The sequence below is a fragment of the Paenibacillus sp. TSM33 genome (assembly GCF_056099025.1).
The window spans coordinates 1,101,598-1,120,271 of record NZ_JBLZXB010000017.1; the positions used below are offsets into that span (position 1 = coordinate 1,101,598).

19 protein-coding genes are annotated in these 18,674 nt (G+C 44.8%); 3 read left to right on the forward strand and 16 right to left on the reverse strand.

Features of this window, described 5'->3' with window-relative positions:
• Window positions 1–3: 3 nt before the first annotated feature.
• On the reverse strand, window positions 4–882 hold the full coding sequence (locus tag ACN6NF_RS16825) for a hypothetical protein (protein ID WP_474318691.1): 879 nt from the start codon (window positions 880–882) through the stop codon (window positions 4–6).
• A gap of 212 nt (window positions 883–1,094) precedes the next feature.
• Window positions 1,095–2,561: an Ig-like domain-containing protein gene (locus ACN6NF_RS16830; protein ID WP_474318692.1), complete on the reverse strand. Its 1,467-nt coding sequence runs from the start codon at window positions 2,559–2,561 to the stop codon at window positions 1,095–1,097.
• Window positions 2,562–2,895: 334 nt separating this feature from the next.
• Here ACN6NF_RS16830 and ACN6NF_RS16835 point away from each other — a divergent pair, with 334 nt between their 5' ends.
• The gene (locus tag ACN6NF_RS16835; RefSeq protein ID WP_013372241.1) at window positions 2,896–3,384 is read left to right on the forward strand and encodes a hypothetical protein; all 489 of its coding nucleotides are present in this window, start codon (window positions 2,896–2,898) and stop codon (window positions 3,382–3,384) included.
• A 37-nt stretch (window positions 3,385–3,421) separates the two neighbouring features.
• Here ACN6NF_RS16835 and ACN6NF_RS16840 read toward each other — a convergent pair whose 3' ends face one another.
• The 11 genes from ACN6NF_RS16840 to moaA all read right to left on the reverse strand — a co-directional run bounded on the left by ACN6NF_RS16840 (window position 3,422) and on the right by moaA (window position 11,867).
• Window positions 3,422–4,252, reverse strand: coding sequence for a siderophore biosynthesis protein (locus tag ACN6NF_RS16840; RefSeq protein WP_474318693.1), 831 nt, complete (start codon window positions 4,250–4,252; stop codon window positions 3,422–3,424).
• A gap of 26 nt (window positions 4,253–4,278) precedes the next feature.
• Entirely contained in the window at window positions 4,279–4,716 is a 438-nt protein-coding gene (locus tag ACN6NF_RS16845) for an AAA family ATPase (protein WP_013372243.1), read from the reverse strand.
• A gap of 3 nt (window positions 4,717–4,719) precedes the next feature.
• Window positions 4,720–5,457: a tRNA(His) guanylyltransferase Thg1 family protein gene (locus ACN6NF_RS16850; RefSeq protein WP_058712445.1), complete on the reverse strand. Its 738-nt coding sequence runs from the start codon at window positions 5,455–5,457 to the stop codon at window positions 4,720–4,722.
• A gap of 105 nt (window positions 5,458–5,562) precedes the next feature.
• Window positions 5,563–5,910: a Na-translocating system protein MpsC family protein gene (locus ACN6NF_RS16855; protein ID WP_474318694.1), complete on the reverse strand. Its 348-nt coding sequence runs from the start codon at window positions 5,908–5,910 to the stop codon at window positions 5,563–5,565.
• Window positions 5,911–6,093: 183 nt separating this feature from the next.
• Window positions 6,094–6,759: a molybdate ABC transporter permease subunit gene (gene modB, locus ACN6NF_RS16860; protein WP_474318695.1), complete on the reverse strand. Its 666-nt coding sequence runs from the start codon at window positions 6,757–6,759 to the stop codon at window positions 6,094–6,096.
• Between the two features lie 27 nt (window positions 6,760–6,786).
• Window positions 6,787–7,608: a molybdate ABC transporter substrate-binding protein gene (modA, locus tag ACN6NF_RS16865; protein ID WP_474318696.1), complete on the reverse strand. Its 822-nt coding sequence runs from the start codon at window positions 7,606–7,608 to the stop codon at window positions 6,787–6,789.
• A gap of 75 nt (window positions 7,609–7,683) precedes the next feature.
• Complete coding sequence (locus tag ACN6NF_RS16870; protein ID WP_474318697.1) at window positions 7,684–8,763, reverse strand: thiazole biosynthesis adenylyltransferase ThiF; 1,080 nt, start codon at window positions 8,761–8,763, stop codon at window positions 7,684–7,686.
• A gap of 90 nt (window positions 8,764–8,853) precedes the next feature.
• Window positions 8,854–9,558, reverse strand: coding sequence for a molybdenum cofactor biosynthesis protein MoaE (locus ACN6NF_RS16875; protein WP_474318698.1), 705 nt, complete (start codon window positions 9,556–9,558; stop codon window positions 8,854–8,856).
• Window positions 9,559–9,617: 59 nt separating this feature from the next.
• Window positions 9,618–9,866 carry a MoaD/ThiS family protein gene (locus tag ACN6NF_RS16880; protein ID WP_474318699.1) on the reverse strand — a complete coding sequence of 83 codons (249 nt, stop codon included), beginning with the start codon at window positions 9,864–9,866 and terminating at the stop codon, window positions 9,618–9,620.
• Between the two features lie 135 nt (window positions 9,867–10,001).
• Window positions 10,002–10,814 carry a formate dehydrogenase accessory sulfurtransferase FdhD gene (fdhD, locus tag ACN6NF_RS16885; protein WP_474318700.1) on the reverse strand — a complete coding sequence of 271 codons (813 nt, stop codon included), beginning with the start codon at window positions 10,812–10,814 and terminating at the stop codon, window positions 10,002–10,004.
• A gap of 39 nt (window positions 10,815–10,853) precedes the next feature.
• Window positions 10,854–11,867: a GTP 3',8-cyclase MoaA gene (gene moaA / locus ACN6NF_RS16890; protein ID WP_474318701.1), complete on the reverse strand. Its 1,014-nt coding sequence runs from the start codon at window positions 11,865–11,867 to the stop codon at window positions 10,854–10,856.
• A gap of 604 nt (window positions 11,868–12,471) precedes the next feature.
• Here moaA and fdhF point away from each other — a divergent pair.
• On the forward strand, window positions 12,472–15,414 hold the full coding sequence (fdhF, locus tag ACN6NF_RS16895) for a formate dehydrogenase subunit alpha (protein WP_474318702.1): 2,943 nt from the start codon (window positions 12,472–12,474) through the stop codon (window positions 15,412–15,414).
• Window positions 15,415–15,426: 12 nt separating this feature from the next.
• The gene (locus ACN6NF_RS16900; RefSeq protein WP_474318703.1) at window positions 15,427–15,909 is read left to right on the forward strand and encodes a helical membrane plugin domain-containing protein; all 483 of its coding nucleotides are present in this window, start codon (window positions 15,427–15,429) and stop codon (window positions 15,907–15,909) included.
• A gap of 84 nt (window positions 15,910–15,993) precedes the next feature.
• Here the strand turns inward: ACN6NF_RS16900 and ACN6NF_RS16905 are convergent, their stop codons facing one another.
• The 3 genes from ACN6NF_RS16905 to ACN6NF_RS16915 form a co-directional block, all read right to left on the reverse strand.
• Window positions 15,994–16,347 (reverse strand): hypothetical protein, encoded by a 354-nt coding sequence (locus ACN6NF_RS16905; RefSeq protein WP_474318704.1) that lies wholly within the window; start codon window positions 16,345–16,347, stop codon window positions 15,994–15,996.
• A 145-nt stretch (window positions 16,348–16,492) separates the two neighbouring features.
• Entirely contained in the window at window positions 16,493–17,494 is a 1,002-nt protein-coding gene (gene kdgT, locus ACN6NF_RS16910) for a 2-keto-3-deoxygluconate transporter (protein ID WP_474318705.1), read from the reverse strand.
• A 48-nt stretch (window positions 17,495–17,542) separates the two neighbouring features.
• The gene (locus tag ACN6NF_RS16915) at window positions 17,543–18,550 is read right to left on the reverse strand and encodes a tripartite tricarboxylate transporter substrate binding protein (RefSeq protein ID WP_474318706.1); all 1,008 of its coding nucleotides are present in this window, start codon (window positions 18,548–18,550) and stop codon (window positions 17,543–17,545) included.
• Between the last annotated feature and the right edge of the window lie 124 nt (window positions 18,551–18,674).

The following is an 18,674-nucleotide window of genomic DNA, read 5'->3' on the forward strand; positions in this document are numbered from 1 at the left end:
GTTTTAATCAACCTGAACACCCAAGTTTCGAAAAAATCCCCGCATATTCTGCATGTAAGAGTCCTGAGCAGGAGAAGATTCCTTAAGAAGATTTTGCATACTGTTCATAAACGCAGAAGCTGAGGAAGTATCCGCTTTGTCAAACTGATTCGTTAATTGTAGTTTATTTAACAGCTCTTCAGTCTGTCCTGTACGTTCCTTGTATTTATTAATCCAATCAGGATGTTGAGGAACCTTTTGGGCAAAACTCAATAGCTGGCTTAATCCATTTCCTCCACCTTTGATGTCATTCATGAACGCAGTATATTTTTGAGGATCTACCTGTTTCATCACTTCCGATAGTTTAACGTAATCCTCAGGGGCACCTATCGGACGATCTGCTGGAGTCGTGTAGCTAATATCCCCGGTCTCTGAATCCATAGTTCGTGTCAAGGCAATACCAGCTATCTGGTTCATGGTTTTCATAAATTCCTTGGCTTTATCGCCTTCCATGTAACGATCTGCAATATACTTGGATTGGGAAACTCCCATTTCCAGCAGCACCGATCGCTGCTTCTCATCCGTTACCGTTCCGTCGACGATAAAATTGGATTGAATCATGTTGTATACTGCATTGGACACTTCTTCCGGCTGATCTTCCAAAACTCGGTTTAATGCATCATTGATCTGTGTTGTGCCAAAATACTTGGCAGCATGCGACACGATGGCCCCTTCAGCCAATTGTCTGCCGGCTTCACTAATCTCTACAGAATCCTGAACGACGAACCTGGAGAGTTTTTCTTCATGTAGCTGGGGGGATGGAACTTGCTTGCTTGCCGGGTCTATCCGTAGGCTACCAGAGCTAAGAACCGCTTGTTGTGCTCTAAGAGGTTCAAAATTCATCCTGTTTCCTCCTGTCATGTTTGTAACAGGCAATCTAAGGCGTATGTACAATCTAATGTAACCCTGTCGCTATATATATCGGACAAAGCATATATGGAATGAATATATGCTTTGTCCTAAAAATGAACAATTTTTGAAGCAAGCTCCTGACTCTGAATGTAAATTGTTAAAACAAACAAGCTGACGTTGTCATTGCTTTATAGAACAGTATATCAACCGCCATAAATGCTATAAGCAAAGTGATATACAATATCTGTGGCTGTAAGCGAAGTACCTGACACTTGGGCAGCTACACCTGAAAGATCATAGTAATGTGTAAAGCTTATAGGTCCAGACAAGTATTCCGCAATACTTCCCGTAGAATGCGGTAGAGAAAGGGTCACACTAAAGGCTCCATTTTGATCCGTATAGCCAGTGCCAGTACGAGTCCGATTCCCACTACTTTCAGTCCAGTTCTGGTTCAACCATGTCACATTAACTGGTGCATTTGCTACTGGATAATTATCCGTTGTAGTAACAACACCCTTTACAGTCAGGCTGGTGTTTCCATTAACCCGATAATGACGACCATAAGAGTAGGATGGATAGTCATTCGGACCGTTTTTAGAGTCATAACCGTTAATTACAATTTTTCCAGCCCGAAGTACTGGTTTAAGTGTGAGTGCATATAAATGGTCGGGTGAATACTGGTTTGTGGTGTACACTCGCACATAGTAGGTTCCCGTATTCAAAGTGACATTATGATTGGTTTGCGGCAGAAGCACCATTTGGTTGCCACTAAGAGCCCCGTAAACTTCCGCTTTGTAACCGTAGCTTTCCGAAGTGCTGTCCAGTTTGACATTCAAACCATCATAATTGCGATTCGCAGGAATTGTGATTTGATACCAATCGTTGTCAATTCCTGAATGAATGGAGCGTGAATTAAGGGTAGATCCCCCTGTACTAAATGTAAAGTTATAGGCATGAAAAGCACTCTCATCTGGTTCATAGGCATCATATTGGGAGTTTACATCCACGGTTAAATAGAAAGGATCATTTATGCTCGATCCCTTTTTGGAATGGACTGCAATTGCGTAAGCTTTCTCAGATCCGGTAGCATTACGGCTTCCTACGTTTTCAGGAAGTGATGCAGACCCATGTTCATACTTGTTAAAATAGGTTCCGTAGGTGGAGGCATCAATAGCATTGGGGTTAATATCCCCTGTCGTCATATCAAATTCGTACAAATATAAGTCATAGTCAAGCTGTTCTGAAAATGGACCATCCAACTGTGCCTGCAACAGTTCACCTGGCTTCACATAAATCGGATATAAAAACTGTGTGCCTCCCTCCTGTGTAATCGTACCGGAGTACGTAGCAGAGGAAACAGTAGCTACCGTTGGACTTGCTTTCAGGGAAGGAAGGGTCTCTTTTTTCAATGAGAATGTCTCTAGTGCTTTGAAATTGATATTTTCCTGGATGTTATAAACTGAGGATGTAATACCTTCAGGCTTGTCCACCCGGGTTAGATGCTCAATAACATCTTCGTTATTCGTTGTTAGCTGAAAACTAGAATCAGCTTCAACAACTTGTTTTTCCTTGTTCATCTCTGTGCCTTGACTCGCGTTTGCAGTCATCCCAAAAGCAAACAGGAGCATCAAGCTTAGCATAACTGAAATAGCCTTTCTGAATCTCTTCATACTGAAATCCCCTCTCAAATGGTTTAAGGAATTCCCGCTATTCCCTGGAGAACCAGGGCAATTCTAGGCTGTTGTCTCTATCATAAAACATTCTTGGTTCTAATGGAATATATTGTGTAAATATTTTTTAGTCTTCATTCCCTAAAATAGAAACCCCTAGAGTCAATAGATTATATGATAATTCTGGGACAATAAACTTATTTTAGACACTGTTTTACCATAAAAACCCTACCAATCTCTTGTTTATACGATATAATAAATAGATATGGGTAGTACTTTTAGCCTATACGAGCGTCGAATTACCCATAAACATACATAAAAAAGGGGAATACAGATGAAAAAACTCACCGTATTTATGCTAGTATTGTGTTGCTTTTCAATTTTGTCAGCTTGCTCTACCGATCCAGTAAAAAAAGATTTAATTACCTATGTGAATGACGGAATGCTTCCGTTAGCACAAGATGAAAAAGCAGTAACTGAAAAATATGAATCCGTGACCGGGGATAACTTCACAGATGATGAAACACTATATAATACGTTACGAGATGATATTATCCCAGAATACACCAAATACCTGGATAAGGTTGAAGCAGTAAAGACGGAAACTCCTGAGGTACGAGCTGTCCACGAAACCTACATCAAGGCAGTTAGCACTCAAAAGGAAGCACTCATTACGATGGTCGATGCGTTGGAAAAAGGGGATCTGAACTTAATTAATGAGGGTAATACCAAGCTAAGCGAGGGTAAAAAGCTATTCAGAGATTTTGGTGAACAGGTTAACACACTGGCTAAAGAGCACGATGTGAAGATCAATAAGAAATAAATTTTAAAGCTCCCGTCTGGGGAGCTTTTTCTATATCCTAGGAATACTCGAAGCAAATTACCGCTTTCTTTAATTCTCGATCATAAAATAAGTAAACCGTATCAGCTCCAAACGCTTGAAAATAATACCCGGTGAAAGAACCGATATATGTAAATGTCTCACCATTGGTACGTTTAGGCACATGAAGCAAGTTAGTTTGCTCGAACTTAAGCATCTCTTCCAAGGATTCGTCATATTCCTTGATGTAGCTTTGAGCCTCATCAGACTGAAATGCGATATCATCCAGAATACCGTTGACTTCGGGAAAGCTTAGCCCCCAGCCACTGGATTGCTTTTCCTCAAAATCGTGGGTGAGCTCTTCCACAGACTTTTTGGCCTCACCAAAGGAGGAATAAGGATAGATTTTATTATTTTCTAAGAAAAATGCTTTGCGAGCTTCGTAATCTTGTTCATTAGCTGTGTACACCTGCTCCAGTCCGTCCAACGCCATGACTTCTCTCTTCATACGTAGGTACGCTTTATCCCCGGTAGATCTCAGCGCTTCATAGGTAGCTTCCAGCTGCGCTTTCTGATGAAGACTAAAATAATTCCAGTCTGCTTCGAATTTATATTTGCCGTCAATTACATCGAATCCCAGCATATCTTCCTTGGTATATAAGGTATGAAATTGCTGAGTATTTTCACCCACACAGCCTTCGTGGATTTCTTTTACGGAAACAAAATGAAGCCACTCGTCCTGCTCTGGAAATAAAAATTGGAGATTAATCGAGCAAATTGGCAGAAAGTGCTTGCGGTGATGTTCAAGATCGCTGGCAAATACGTCCTCGTATGCTGGAAAACGTTTGATAAATCTCTCTGGTATGTTCATGGATGCTCCTCCTAAATTATACGGTTCTATGGTTGCTTTTCGATCCGAAACGTCCCCTCACTCGAAATCACGCTGTAAATTTCATCAAATCCTTCTTCGTAACTGGGGACCTCTAGTTTACTCATTACACTTTTAATACCGATTTCAGGAATATACTCTTTGCCTGTGCGCTGCTCATTACGCTTAATAGATTCAGCATAATCAGGTTCAAAGTAGTAGCCAATGATTTTAAATCCCTTGTTTTTACAAGCATCTATATATTTCTTTCGTTCTTCGACTGTGGGATTTGTATTGTCCACTACAAAACGCTGCATCGTTTCGATGGAGGTCTGAAGGTACATATTTTCCCTATTTCGTGTTTTAAGCATATCAAGATTTATTCGCATATGTGTTTTGAAGAATCGTTCTTTATAAAAAGTCGATTTGCCCGAAGCCTGAATCCCTATAAAAATGACACACTCCAAACCTCACACATCCTTGTTCAGGTATACATATTGGTTAATATAATCTCTATTTTGTGAAAAGATTGGCGTGTCATGATCAACATCCCACTTGCTTCTGACGGCTTCTCCTTTGTTATACTGTTGTTTGGTAATACAGATTCCCCGCTTTTGCCAGACCGGAAGGTCGTTCCAGTTCAGTCCTTTTTCCACAAAAAGCTTGTCTTGGAGCTGACTTCCGTTCAATCCTTGTAGTTCTGAATGCTTAAAATGAGCTTGAGCTACCATAGAAATGCTGTTTTTAGTAGCATCTTGTTGTCTCCATAGAAAGTAGTTGGCAACCTCATCGTGAGGCAAAACCCATGCTCTTGCATCAAAAGTGGCTAGAGGCTTATCCGGATAAACTTTCTGGATTTCCTCATTAAATTTGGCAGTAGCCAAAGAGGCAGATATAGACACCATCTTTTGAAGATTATTTTCAAACCATGATTGTGTCGTTAATTTGTCATAATTCGTAAGAAGCAGAGAGATTTCATCACTCTGATGGTACACCAGTTTACAGCCCATAATATTATAAGCCAAATATTTGCACGTCTCCCATAATGCAAAGATTAACTTTTCATCAAAAGGTTTCGTCATCCCACGTGTAAAAGTATGAAAATGAGCACCATCGATTCTGATAATTACGGGTAAACGGCGGGGCAGACTTAATCTATAAGCATTTTCATATTCCTTCATTCTATTTCCAAAATCATCTTTTTTCATAAACTATGTAGCTCCTTCACTTTTCATTGCATCCAAACATCGAAATCAATCAAAGGTGCAGTCGAACTCTCCAACAATATGGATATTGTGGCTTCCAATTTCTTTTTATTTCACAGCAATATTATCCTCGAACACAAAAACGGAGATGGCTATATCCTCCTCCACTTTAATATCTGAAAATAAATGCAATAATCGGGAATCCATATACTCCTCCAGTTCTTTATTGAACTGTACAGGATAGATTTTTTGTACCATTTTGGTTCGAGCTGCATGCACCATCTCTCTTCCTGCATCCTCTTGCGCAAGAAACTTTTCCGATGGAGTTAAATTACCGTATAGCATTGTGATGGCCATATTATCTACAAAGGTTGTATGTATGCGTTCCGGGCCTTTTCCAAATAGCTCTTTACGTACTTTTCGAATAATTTCGTTAAAACCCGTTTCCTTTCTCATATCGCACCGCTCTCCTAAAATCTACTAAAATCCTTGTTACTACTTCCATCATAACCGATTCCTATCATATAAAACAGAGATGAAGCGAAAGTGATTCTTGGAACATACTTACCATGGGACGTCATAGAAAAAAACACAGCCCGCCCGATCGGACAGACTGCGTAGATTACGAATCCAAACGAACTAATCCTTCACCAATCGATTCGATAGCATCAACATGATAAAAGAGAATAAAATGATGACGGCTACCCAGCTCCAGGAGAGTGTCATATTTCCAACCTCGGACGCGGTGTAAATCGCCGTAGGCAGGGTCTGTGTCTGTTCAGGAATATTACCCGCAAGCATCAGTGTAGCACCAAATTCCCCTAGCCCTCGGGCAAATCCGAGAATGTATCCTGAAATGAGCGGTCGGTAGGCAAGGGGCATCGTAATATGGCGAAACACTTGCCATTCGTTGGCACCTTGCGCACGTGCAGCCTGCTCTACCTCGGGATCTACAGCTTCAAAACCTGCTTTGATCGTCCGATAAGCCAGTGGAAAAGCAACAACTACCGCCGCCACCACTGCGGCTCCCCACGTAAATACAATGGTCTGCTGGAACAAGCTTTCAAAGGCAGTGCCAATCCAGCTTTTCCTTCCCAGCAAGATGAGCAATATAAAGCCGACAACAGTGGGAGGCAAAACAAGCGGAAGAAGTAGGACGGTCTCAATCACGCTGATTCCTCTGCGCAGCTTGCAGTTCGCCATCATCCGAGCTACTACAGTTGCTAATAAAAAGACAATGATACTGGCAACGACAGCGACTTTAACAGATACGATAACCGGAGGAAGAAAAGCCGACCAATCCAACGGGACCCCCTCCTTTATCTGTGAATTCTATTTCCCAGTTGTTTCTGCTGGAGCTGAAAATCCATCTTTGCTGAATACGCTCATGGCTTCATCTGTACGCAGAAAATCAACAAACTCGCCTGCTTCCTTGCTGTGTTTGGTTGCCTTTACGATGCCTTCTGGATACAGGATAGGGGCATGCAATTCCTCAGGTACTTCTAGTGCCACGACTGTTTTATCGGATGATTTGGCATCCGTCAAATAAACAAGTCCAGCATCGGCATTGCCTGTTTCAACATAGTTTAATACCTGTCTTACGTCTTTGGCGAATACCATTTTCGCTTCCAGCTTGTCCCATAATCCGGCTTTTGTCAGCGACTCTTTGGAATACTGTCCGGCCGGAACAGTAGTAGGCTCCCCAACGGCAAGCTTCATATAAGAAGGATTTGTCAGATCATTAAGCGTAATACTCTTGTTATCTGTGCTCTTCGCCTTATCTTGCGGAACAACTACAACCAGTTTATTTTGAAGCAGTACGCTATCTTTTTCGACTAATGATGCATCGGTTAAAGCCTTCATTTGCTTCATACCTGCCGAAATAAATACGTCAGCGGGTGCACCCTGCTCAATTTGTTTCTGTAAAGTACCAGATGAAGCATAGTTAAAGGTCAGCTTGATATCTGGGTGCTGCTTTTCATACTGCTCCTTGAGCGTATTCAGACTATCTTGAAGACTCGCAGCGGCAGATACGATCAGCTCTGTTTTGGCTGCAGGCGCTGTCGACTGTACAGCAGCCGGAGACGAGCATCCAGCCAGAACCCATGCCAACAATCCAACGATTGTGAATATGTACCCGAATTTCATTTTCAACTTGTTCTTCCCCTGTCCTCTAAATTCCGTAATGAGGTGACAGTGTGCATCTCATTACGGTCCGAATCTATTGGGTCAACCCAAATATTTGTGATAAATAGACCTCGCCTCGGCGATATCCTTGGTGCCATGGATCAGAACGCGTCCATCCTGAAAAAGAACCAACCGATGCGCTCCAATGACAACGGACACTAGATATGGATTATGCTCCACTTGGCCCCCTTGACGGGATAGCAGGCGTGCCACTTCGTTCAGATTACGTACAGCACCTGTGACGGGTCGGATCTGAACCGTATCACGTCCGCACAGTACAGCCGTTTTAGCCTGATGCTCCAATTGTAGAAATGGATACACCGGATGCTCTCCACATGTCGGGCAATCCGTTTTTTTCATGGCGCTGATTTGGATCGCCTGATGTTGATTATTCCATAGATCGAAGGAAATCAGCTTGCCCTGCAAGGCTGAATTGTCCCCAGTGAGCAGCTTCAATGCTTCGGCACTTTGGTAAGCTGCCACCATCTGTACAGCCGGGCTGATCACACCGACCGTATCACAGGTTGCGCCGCCAAGCGGTACGGTTCCGAGCAGACAATGCAGACAGGGTGTCTGTCCTGGAACAATCGTAAAGGTTGTCCCGTAACTACCAACACACGCTCCATAAATCCAGGGGATTTGGTGCTTTACAGCGTAATCGTTAATAAGCAAACGTGTATCGAAATTATCAGTTGCATCTACGATGAGGTCCACCCCTGCGGCAACATCTTCTATTTCCTCTAGCGATACATCTTGGACTAGTGCACGGATGTCCACGTCCGAATTAACTTGCTGCAATCGCCTCTGGGCGGCCACTGCCTTGGGTATCTGTTCACGGGCATCCGCTTCGTCGTAGAGCTGCTGGCGTTGTAGGTTGCTCCAATCTACATAATCCCGGTCTACCAGCGTCAACCGTCCGATGCCCGCTCGCACCAGCATGTCTGCGTTGGCAGTTCCCAGTGCTCCAGCACCTACCATTAACACATGCTTGCTGCGAATATTTTGCTGTCCTGTTGGCCCGATTTTTCCGAATAATTCTTGTCTTGAATATCTGGCGTGGGACGCCTGCGTGTGTGCTTCTGCATCCACATCCGTTATTGGGTCCTTTTTCATTTCAGACATCGTTATTTACGCCCCCATACTTCTTATCCATTAATTGCTGCAAATTGATCAGACAAGATAAAAGTCCAGATGTCACGCCTAACTCGAAAGTTATGGGGTGTTATGAGGATTCCAGCCACCTAGCTGGTGCCCCTTCCACTCTGAGCCGTCCTCCCACACTTCCTTTTTCCATATCGGTACGATTTGCTTCAAGCGTTCAATAGCATGGCGGCTAGCCTCGTAGCAAACATCTCGGTGTGCAGCAGAAACAGCAATCACGACACTGGTCTCTCCAATCCTTACCGTACCAAGCCGATGTGTAATGGCAGTGCGCGTTTGCGGCCAACGATCTGCGATTTCGTCGCCAATCTGCTTCATCGTGTTCATAGCCATTGGAACATACGCTTCATATTCAAGCAGCACCGTTCGTTGCCCTTGTGTAAATTCCCGGGTCGTACCATTAAAGGTCAATGAAGCCCCGTGCGAAGGGTCGTGTACCTTGGAGGTTACCTCATCGACATCAATCAAATCGTAGGTAATAGCGTATAAGCCACATTTTGAAATGACGGTCTCCATTCCGGGTGCTGACTGATGAAGACCAATTGCATCTGATGGAAGCACAAGTTCATCTGGAGAAGCCAGCTTTTTATGATGGGTAAAAAAAGAACCAGACAGTTGTGAAGCTATCTCCGGGTACAGCTCATTCAGCCTTGTTCGAATATCTGCAATGGTCACCGTTTCCTGTAAAAGTTCCACAGTAATCACGTCACTAAATTGTTCCGCCATACCTGCGAATAATTGAATATGGTATTGCATATGCATCTGACCCCCTTTGTTCCCTTATCTATCGATTTCACCTAGTCTGTTACTGGAGCTTATCCTCCTGAAACCGGAGGAATAATCGCAATCTCATCATGTATACTTACCAGCTCCTCAGGAGCGGCGTAGGCTTGATTTCTGGCAACAAAAGCTCCTTGCAACTGGGTCGCTGCTTCAGGGAAATGTTGGGACAGCAAGTCTTTTAATGCGTTGACGGTCATCGTTTCCTGATCAGCAGGCACCGTAATCATAGGCCTTCCCATCAGTTCTGCAAGACCGGCAAATACTTGAATATGATAGTTCATTAAGTAGGTTCCCCCCTTTCAGTACAAGGACTGAACATCGCATATACACCAAGAAAAACCAACATGAACTAATACCTCGAAAGGTTTTATTCCATGCTGGTTAACGATTATGGTCTACATTGATCATTTTTTATATTATATTTTAGATTCAACCAATTCATCAATCCGCTCCGTGTGCGTGTACACATTCAAAGAACGACTTCGTATAAAACCGACGGTAGTAATCCCGAGATCCTCTGCCAATTCAAGTGCAAGCTCTGTGGGAGCTGACTTGGACAAAACAACCTCACAACCAATCTTTGCAACCTTCAACAAAATTTCAGACGAGATGCGCCCACTGAATACGATGATTTTATCTTGTAATATAATATCATGCTTTAGGCAGTGCCCATAGATTTTATCCAACGCATTGTGGCGGCCGATATCCATTCTGGACAGGATTATTCCGTCTTTGTCACACAGCGCGGCATTATGAACGCCACCAGTCTCCTGAAACGTATGTGCCGAGTTTTGCATCAAATTCATCAGCCGGAAACAGTCATCAAAAGACACCGTAACATGGGCATCATTCATTCTTTTTGCCACTTTGGCATCATTTATAAAGTAAAATCCCTGTCTACTTTTTCCGCAGCAGGAGGTAATGTATCGTTTGGAATGAAAGTTTTGATAAAACTCATTCATTCGACGGGTTTTAATATGAACAAAACCTTCTTTTTCCTGAACCCAAATATCTTCGATATCATCATACCGTTGAATGACGCCTTCAGAGGCCAAAAAGCCTACTACCATATCTTCTACATACTCTGGTGTACAAACCATGGTGGCAAATTCCTGCTGATTGATTTTAATGGTCACTGGATACTCCGTCACCACTGTGTCTTCAAAACGCTTGATCTGACCGTCCTGATAACGTAGGATCTCGCGTTTCACCTCAGCCGGCTTTTCCATGTGCTCAACTCCCTTGTTTCTGACAGGATGGCTCTTCGGTCACCCGCCGATATGTGACATTTCAATTTTGGACGATGCTTTCTTCGTATGAGTCAACCGTTCCTCTGAGTAGCGGTCGGTACGTCCTCTCCAAACACGCTCAATGTAAGATCTAATCTCATCATCGGATTGCTCGGACCGCAGCATCGTGCGAAGCTTGTACCCTTTAGACGCAAACAGGCATGTGTACAAGGAGCCCTCAGCAGAAATTCTCGCCCGTGTACATGTGGAGCAGAATGCGTCTGTAACGGATGAAATGATGCCGATTTCCCCGTCTCTGTCCAGATACCTATAGCGCGTTGCCACCTCACCTTTGTACTGGGGTGGAACGGGTTCTAACGGCATGTGCTCGTGGATCGTTTCAATAATCTGCTGCTTGGAAACAACCTGATCCAATTTCCAGCCATTGGTGTTTCCTACATCCATAAATTCAACAAAGCGCAAAATATGCTTTTTCTTTTGAAAATAGCGGGCCATAGGTACGATATCCTGATCGTTAAAGCCCTTTTGCACGACCATATTTATTTTCACCTGCATTCCTGCTTGAGCAGCAGCCTCGATACCTTCCAGCACCGCCTTGACACTGCTTCTCCCCCCGTTCATTTGGCGAAATCGATCATCATCAAGCGAATCCAGACTAACCGTTACTCTTTTCAGTCCCGCCTCTCGCAGTGCCGCTGCATACTTAGGCAAAAAGACACCGTTCGTCGTCATGGCAATATCTTCAACCCCATCGAGTTGAGTTAGCGAATGAATGAGCGAGGACAAATCTTTCCTCAGCAACGGCTCACCCCCAGTAATACGCAGCTTTGTAACGCCGAGCGAGACAAAGATACGAGAGAGGCGGGTAATTTCCGCAAAAGTCAATATTTTTTCTTTTGGCAAAAACGGATAGTCATGGCCAAATATTTCTTCAGGCATACAATATCGGCACCGAAAATTACATCGGTCTATGACGGATATTCTCAAGTCCCGTAACGGGCGATTCCATTGATCGTCGCTGCGGTTCGCCATCCCGTTCACCTCAATCCGTCTTCATTAATAAACCTCTTCAAACTCTAGACTGAACCAAAAAACCGGCATCACAACAACTTCTTCGCTTATGAATACCGAAGAATCTGCTAAATGCCGGTTAATTTATCTACATCAGGATTTTATGAATCCTTACATCAAGTGATATAGAAAAATCAAACTAACAAGCGCTGCGCCAAATAAAATATACGCGATTCCCACGTACACTCCATTCACGAATGCTCTCAAATAAGATTACATTCCTATTGTTAGCAATCCTGGAACGTTTGTCAATGATTTTTCGCTTTCTCAATCGATAATCATTATCAATTAAAAATTTTAATAAATCACCGTTGAACTATCTTAAATTTTACGCTATAGTTACACCAGATGACATGCAGAAAATGACATATCTGATTTATTGATACACAAGCAGTGCGTACTGTTTGGTATTAATACATACTCCTATGGCGGATTGGCCTCCAGGACCTAGAGCTTGGTCACTACTCCACCATAAACACAAGTGCTTAAACACGAGCACTTGTGTTTATGGTGGAGTTTTTTTATTCCCAATTTTAAAATTCAGAATCTGAAAGGAGCCTGAACCGTGACGGATAATACGATCAAAATCACATTAAACGGACAGGAACTGAAAACGAATAGCAGTGCAACCATTCTTGAAGTAATCAACGAAAACAATATCGCCCATCCTCAACTGTGTTACGTTCCCGAAGTGGATCCAATCCGCACCTGCGACACATGTATCGTAGAAGTGAACGGAAAGCTTATGCGTTCCTGTTCAACGCTTGCTACAAATGGAATGGATATTCATTTACATTCAGATCGCGCAAAAGCGGCACAAACCGAGGCTATGGACCGTTTGCTGGAGAATCACCTCCTCTACTGCACGGTGTGCGATAACAACAACGGTAATTGTACTTTGCATAACACTGCAGAACTTATGGAAATTGAACATCAAAAATATCCATATCGACCGAAGGTTGATCCCACAGAAGTGGATATGTCCCACCCTTTTTACCGCTATGATCCCAATCAATGTATTGCATGCGGCCAATGCGTAGAGGTATGTCAGAACCTGCAGGTCAATGAAACACTGTCCCTCGACTGGGAGGCTGAACGCCCTCGCGTGATCTGGGATGATGGAGTTGCCATTAACGATTCCTCCTGCGTCAGCTGCGGTCAGTGTGTAACGGTCTGCCCATGTAATGCCTTGATGGAGAAGTCCATGCTGGGGGAAGCCGGCTTCATGAGCGGCATAAATAAGGATTTATTAAATCCAATGGTTGATCTAATTAAGGAAGTGGAACCGGGCTACAGCGGGATTTTTGCAATTTCGGAAGCCGAAGCAGCCATGCGTGAAACCCGCACGAAAAAAACAAAAACCGTCTGCACGTTTTGTGGTGTAGGTTGTAGCTTTGAAGTTTGGACCAAAGGCCGCAAAATTTTGAAGGTACAACCTACCTCTGAGGGGCCTGTTAACGGCATTTCGACATGCGTCAAAGGGAAATTCGGTTGGGATTTTGTGAATAGCGATCAGCGTTTGACCTCGCCATTAATTCGTCAAGGAGACGAATTCGTGGAAGCAACCTGGGAAGAAGCCTTGAGCCTGATGGCCAGTAAAATGGGAGCGATTAAAGAAACCTACGGCGGCGAGGCACTCGGCTTTATTTCTTCGTCCAAATTTACCAATGAAGAAAATTATCTGATGCAAAAGCTGGCTCGTCAGGTGTTCCAAACGAATAACGTTGATAACTGCTCACGGTATTGCCAATCTCCTGCATCATGGGGTCTACAATACACCGGAGGCATCGGCGGAGACAGCGGTACGATTAAAGACATTGCCTCAGCAGGTTTGGTCATACTGGTCGGCTGTGCGCCAGGAGAAGGGCATCCTGTGCTGGCTACCCGCATCAAACGTGCGCATAAGCTGCATGGTCAAAAGCTGATCTCGGTGGACCTGCGCAAACATGAAATGGCAGAACGCGCAGATCTGTTCATGCGTCCGAAGCAAGGTACGGATTATGTATGGTTATCCGCTGTAGCCAAATACATCATTGAGCAAAACTGGCATGATGCTAAATTCATTGAGGAACATGTAAATTTCTATCCTGAATATTTGAAATTGCTGGAGAACTTCACCTTGGAATTCGCCGAACAGGAAACAGGCATTTCCAAAGAGACGCTGATTCAGGCAGCAACCATGATTCACGAAGCGGATGGCACGGCCATTTGCTGGGGTATGGGCGTGACACAAAACATCGCAGGCTCCTACACTTCGATTGCAATTGCCAACCTGCTGCTGGTGACTGGTAACTTTATGCGTCCGGGTGCAGGCGCATATCCGCTTCGTGGTCATAACAATGTGCAGGGCGCTGCCGATATGGGTACGATGCCAGATATTTTCCCTGGCTATCAGCCCGTAACGAACGATGCCATTCGTTCCAAGTTCGAAGCGGCCTACGGCGTACAACTTCCAAGCCAACGCGGACTGGACAACATTCAAATGCTGGAAGCCATTGAGACGGGTAAGCTCAAAGGTATGTATATCGCTGGAGAAGAAATGGCATGGGTGGATGCAGACTCCAACCATACCCAAGAAATGCTGGCGAATTTGGATTTCCTTGTCGTTCAGGATGTATTTCTGAGCAAGACAGCTGAATTCGCTGATGTCATTTTGCCAGCCGTACCTTCACTCGAAAAAGACGGAACCTTCACAAACACCGAACGTCGCGTACAGCGTTTATATGAGGCCCTCCGCCCTGTAGGAGACAGCAAACCGGATTGGTGGATTTTCAGCCAATTTGCCAAGCACATGGGATTTGATTGGGATTACAGTCATCCGAATGAAATTTTTGAGGAAATGGCGGCGCTCACTCCATTTTTCTCCCAATGTAATTATGACGTATTGGAAGGCTGGAACAGCTTCCATTGGGGGTCGCCGGATGGTAGCAACACACCGCTCTTGCACACCAACGGCTTTAACTTTCCAGATAAAAAAGCGCGCTTGGGACTCTTCGAATATGTACCACCAAAGGAGTTCCCCACTGAATTTGATCTGACCTTAAATAATGGCCGACTGCTCGAACAGTTTCACGAAGGAAATATGACGACAAAGTCAACAGGCCTTCAGCTCAAACTCCCAAAAGTATTTGTGGAAGTGTCCCCTGAGTTGGCAGAGGAGCGCGGAGTTACAGACGGATCGCTAGTACGACTGGAATCTCCCTATGGTGCGGTCAAGCTGCATGTTCTGGTGACGGACCGGGTACAAGGAACAGAAATTTATGTACCAATGCACTCTACCAGCCATGAGGGTGCTGTCAATCTATTAACTGGTGGAGCATTTGATGTAGTCACCCGTACACCAGCCTATAAACAAACCAAAGTACGGATGCACGTTTTGGAATTCGATGGTCAAAATCCACTCCCACATATCAATCCACGTTATAAAAAGCGGCATCCGCAAAATGGGGTTGAAGTGAACCGTAAGTGGAATCGTCCCGGTTACATCGATTTGGTAGATCAAAAATAAGGAGGTCGAACCATGGCTAAGCCTATTTCAATTGTGAGAAAACGTATATTGACAGCAGAAGAACGGCAAAAACAATCGCTGGATCAACTTACTGCCGATCTGGCAGACAATGGGGCAGCATTGCAGAAGACGCTTGAAATTGTACGTGAACTGCATGACAGTGGTCTTCTCGAAGCAGCTCAGTCTATGCTAAAAGCCAAAGAAACCATTGCCAAAATCGCTGTAGGACAAGCGACGCGCAAGCCTGTGACGAACATCATCAATAATCTGATGGGTGCAGCAGGGATGCTGTCGGAGGTAGACCCTGAGCTGATGAAAAAACTGACAAGCAGCGTCACTACGGGTCTGAACGAAGCTGAAGAGCATCTAAAGCAGAACAAAAAGACTCGGCTACGTGATCTTATGAAGGCAATGAATGATCCAGATGTAAACCGGGCAATGGGGTTCGGTATTCATTTTCTCAAAGGCGTGGGAAAAGGTTTGTCTGATCAATAGCTTAATAGATATGAAAGTGGAAGACTGCTAACCACAGATAATAAAAAGAGCTGGCTCCGAAAAAAACGGGGCAGCTCTTTTTATTTATTTTTTATCCACCTGCAACAAGGTCACTGTTTTAAGAGAAACGGCATCTTTTATTTGCTCCTCCGCGATCACCTTAAGTTTTAGCAAGCTGGAAATCTTTGAAGTGTCCGGCTTGGAAAACAAACGCCATAATTGAGGGTCAGGCAATGAATCATACAATTTCGCATGATCGTATTCCTTGCGCTGCTGCTGTACAATCCTGACTCGATAGTTGCCAATTTCCCAATCGGATACTTCCTGCTCTGCACAATGAGCGGTAATGTCATTACGCAAATCAGCCAGTTCGCCTTCAATTTCTTTTTGCTTTTGCTTTAACTGGTAATAGCGACGCACCTTGTTTTCCAATTCCATCACGCTCCTCTGCTTACATTTGTATGTTGGCAGAAGCGTTTTAGGACAAGTTTTATCATGTTAGGACGGAAGGTGTATCTATGACTGTGACAGCATTTCCCGGGTAATGGTAACGTCGACCAATTGAGCCCTCATTACTTAAACTTTATTTAGGTACATTCGCCCCTGGAGTTACAGGCCCCGCTCCTTTGGACTTCTCCTTGCGCTTCATATAATTGGCCCAGTATGCCGTCAGAATTGGCACCAAAATGGAGGTCACTATGACCGAAGCGGCTACTAATGCCGTTGCAGATTGGGCAACAGGCAAAAATTCAGGCTTAATATTGGCAACAATGACTGGATTCGCTACTGCTGCACCTGCTGTGCTGGAGGCTGCAATTCCTGCCGTACCGTTGCCACCCCCGATATATTTGTCCGCCAGAATCAGTGGAATACCTGTAAAGATAATTACAAAAACACCCAACAAAATACCTAACACACCTGTCTGGACAATCACACTCAGGTCAATGGAACACCCCAGTGCAAAACCAAAAAATGGAATAAGGGCTTGTGTCGCGTTTCCAAAATATTTACGGAAATCATGATCCAGATTGCCCAACATAAAGCCGACCAAAAATGGTAATACGGCCCCGACAAATGTTTGCGGTTCAAAAACGGCCAGTCCGGTGCTCCCTAGAATAAGCATGGTCACCAACGGACCAGATTCCAGTGACATCAGCACGAATGCTCCTGCCTCTTCTTTGGAGCCATACTGCTGCATAATGGAGGCGTAAAGCCCACCGTTCGTCATATCCATAGCCGAAATCAGCGCCAACACCGACAAACCTGCAAATAGCCCACTTTCTACGCCACCAACGGGCAGCAACCTGGACGCTATGATCGCCACGACCCAGGCGACCGCAATTTTAGTCAATACGAGTGTTCCTGATTTACGCAATACGGTGCCTGTCGCTCGCACATCTATGGAAGCACCCATACAAAAAAACCACACTGCCAAAATGGGCACCGTACCAGTCATCAATCCCTTGGTAAAAGATCCAAAATAGTCGCCTGCCCATGGAGTAAACGTATGAAAAAGTGCGCCGATAAACAGCGGCACCAGCATAATGCCCCCTGGAATTTTATCGATGTTTTGTTTGATTTTCATAACTTCATTCAACCCTTTCGTTTTTGCCAATGCAAAAACAAGGCCGTTTTACTTGCGGCTTAAGCCGAGTTCAGGAATCAGTTTTGCGAAGGTATCATGACTATCCTTCAGTTGACGCGCGAATGCCTCTGCATCCTGGACACGCAATCCTAATCCATGTTTTCGCATTTCCTCCCTGAATTCCTCGTCTTTCGTTCCCTTGATCAGTGCATCCGCCAGCGTTTGAGCCACCTCATTCGGTGTATCCTTGGGTACAGCCAGCCCTCTCCAGGTGCCGATAAAATGAACACGCAGCCCAGTCGCCTGCTGAAGTGTCGGCACTTTTGGAAACGCTTCCGAAACAGTGTCTGCCTGGATCGCCAGTATGCGAAGTTTCCCATCGTCCACGTATTTCTTTACTTCTGCGGGGCTGACAGGTACAGCATCCACGAATCCACTCCTTAAAGCAGAGACTGCTGGACCTGCTCCCTCATAAGGGATATGGGTGAAGCGGACTCCGCTTTTCTGCTCCAGCATCGCGGCAGCGAGGTGCCAGATGCTTCCTGTGCCTGCATTCCCCATTTTCAGCTTGCCTGGATGGGCCCTAGCATCCTCCAGAAATGCCTCCGCTGTCTTCCACGGCGCATCCGCCCGGACCGTAATAGCAGAAGGGTCCATATTGGTCTGAAGCAGCGGCTTAAAGCGCTCATAGGTGATGGGTAATAGTCCCAAATGTGGTAATGTAGTCAGTTCAGCGACCAGATACGTTACGGTATAACCGTCCGCCTGCGCCTCAGCCCCCTCCATTAGCCCAACAGAACCGCCGCCTCCTGTTCGATTAACGACAATGATCGGCTGCCCGAGATGCTTTTCGGCGGCTTTTGCCAACGCTCTTGCGGTAATATCTGTACCGCCCCCCGCCGCATATGGAACAACAAGTGTTACTGGCTTCGCAGGAAATACACGGCTGTGATCCTGCAGGGTACGGTGATCCACATATTCACTGATACTCAAGGCAGAAAGCATAGCCACTCCTGCCGCAACCAGCACATATTTTTGCCATGGCTTTTTCTTCATTACGCTTCCTCTTCTCCAAAAATGAACTGGGCCCAACTTGCACCCGTTGTCACCTCCTACCTTTACGGACAAATTGTTCACGCTTACATGAAGTCAATGTACCGCAACGTGGAGGTCCACATCT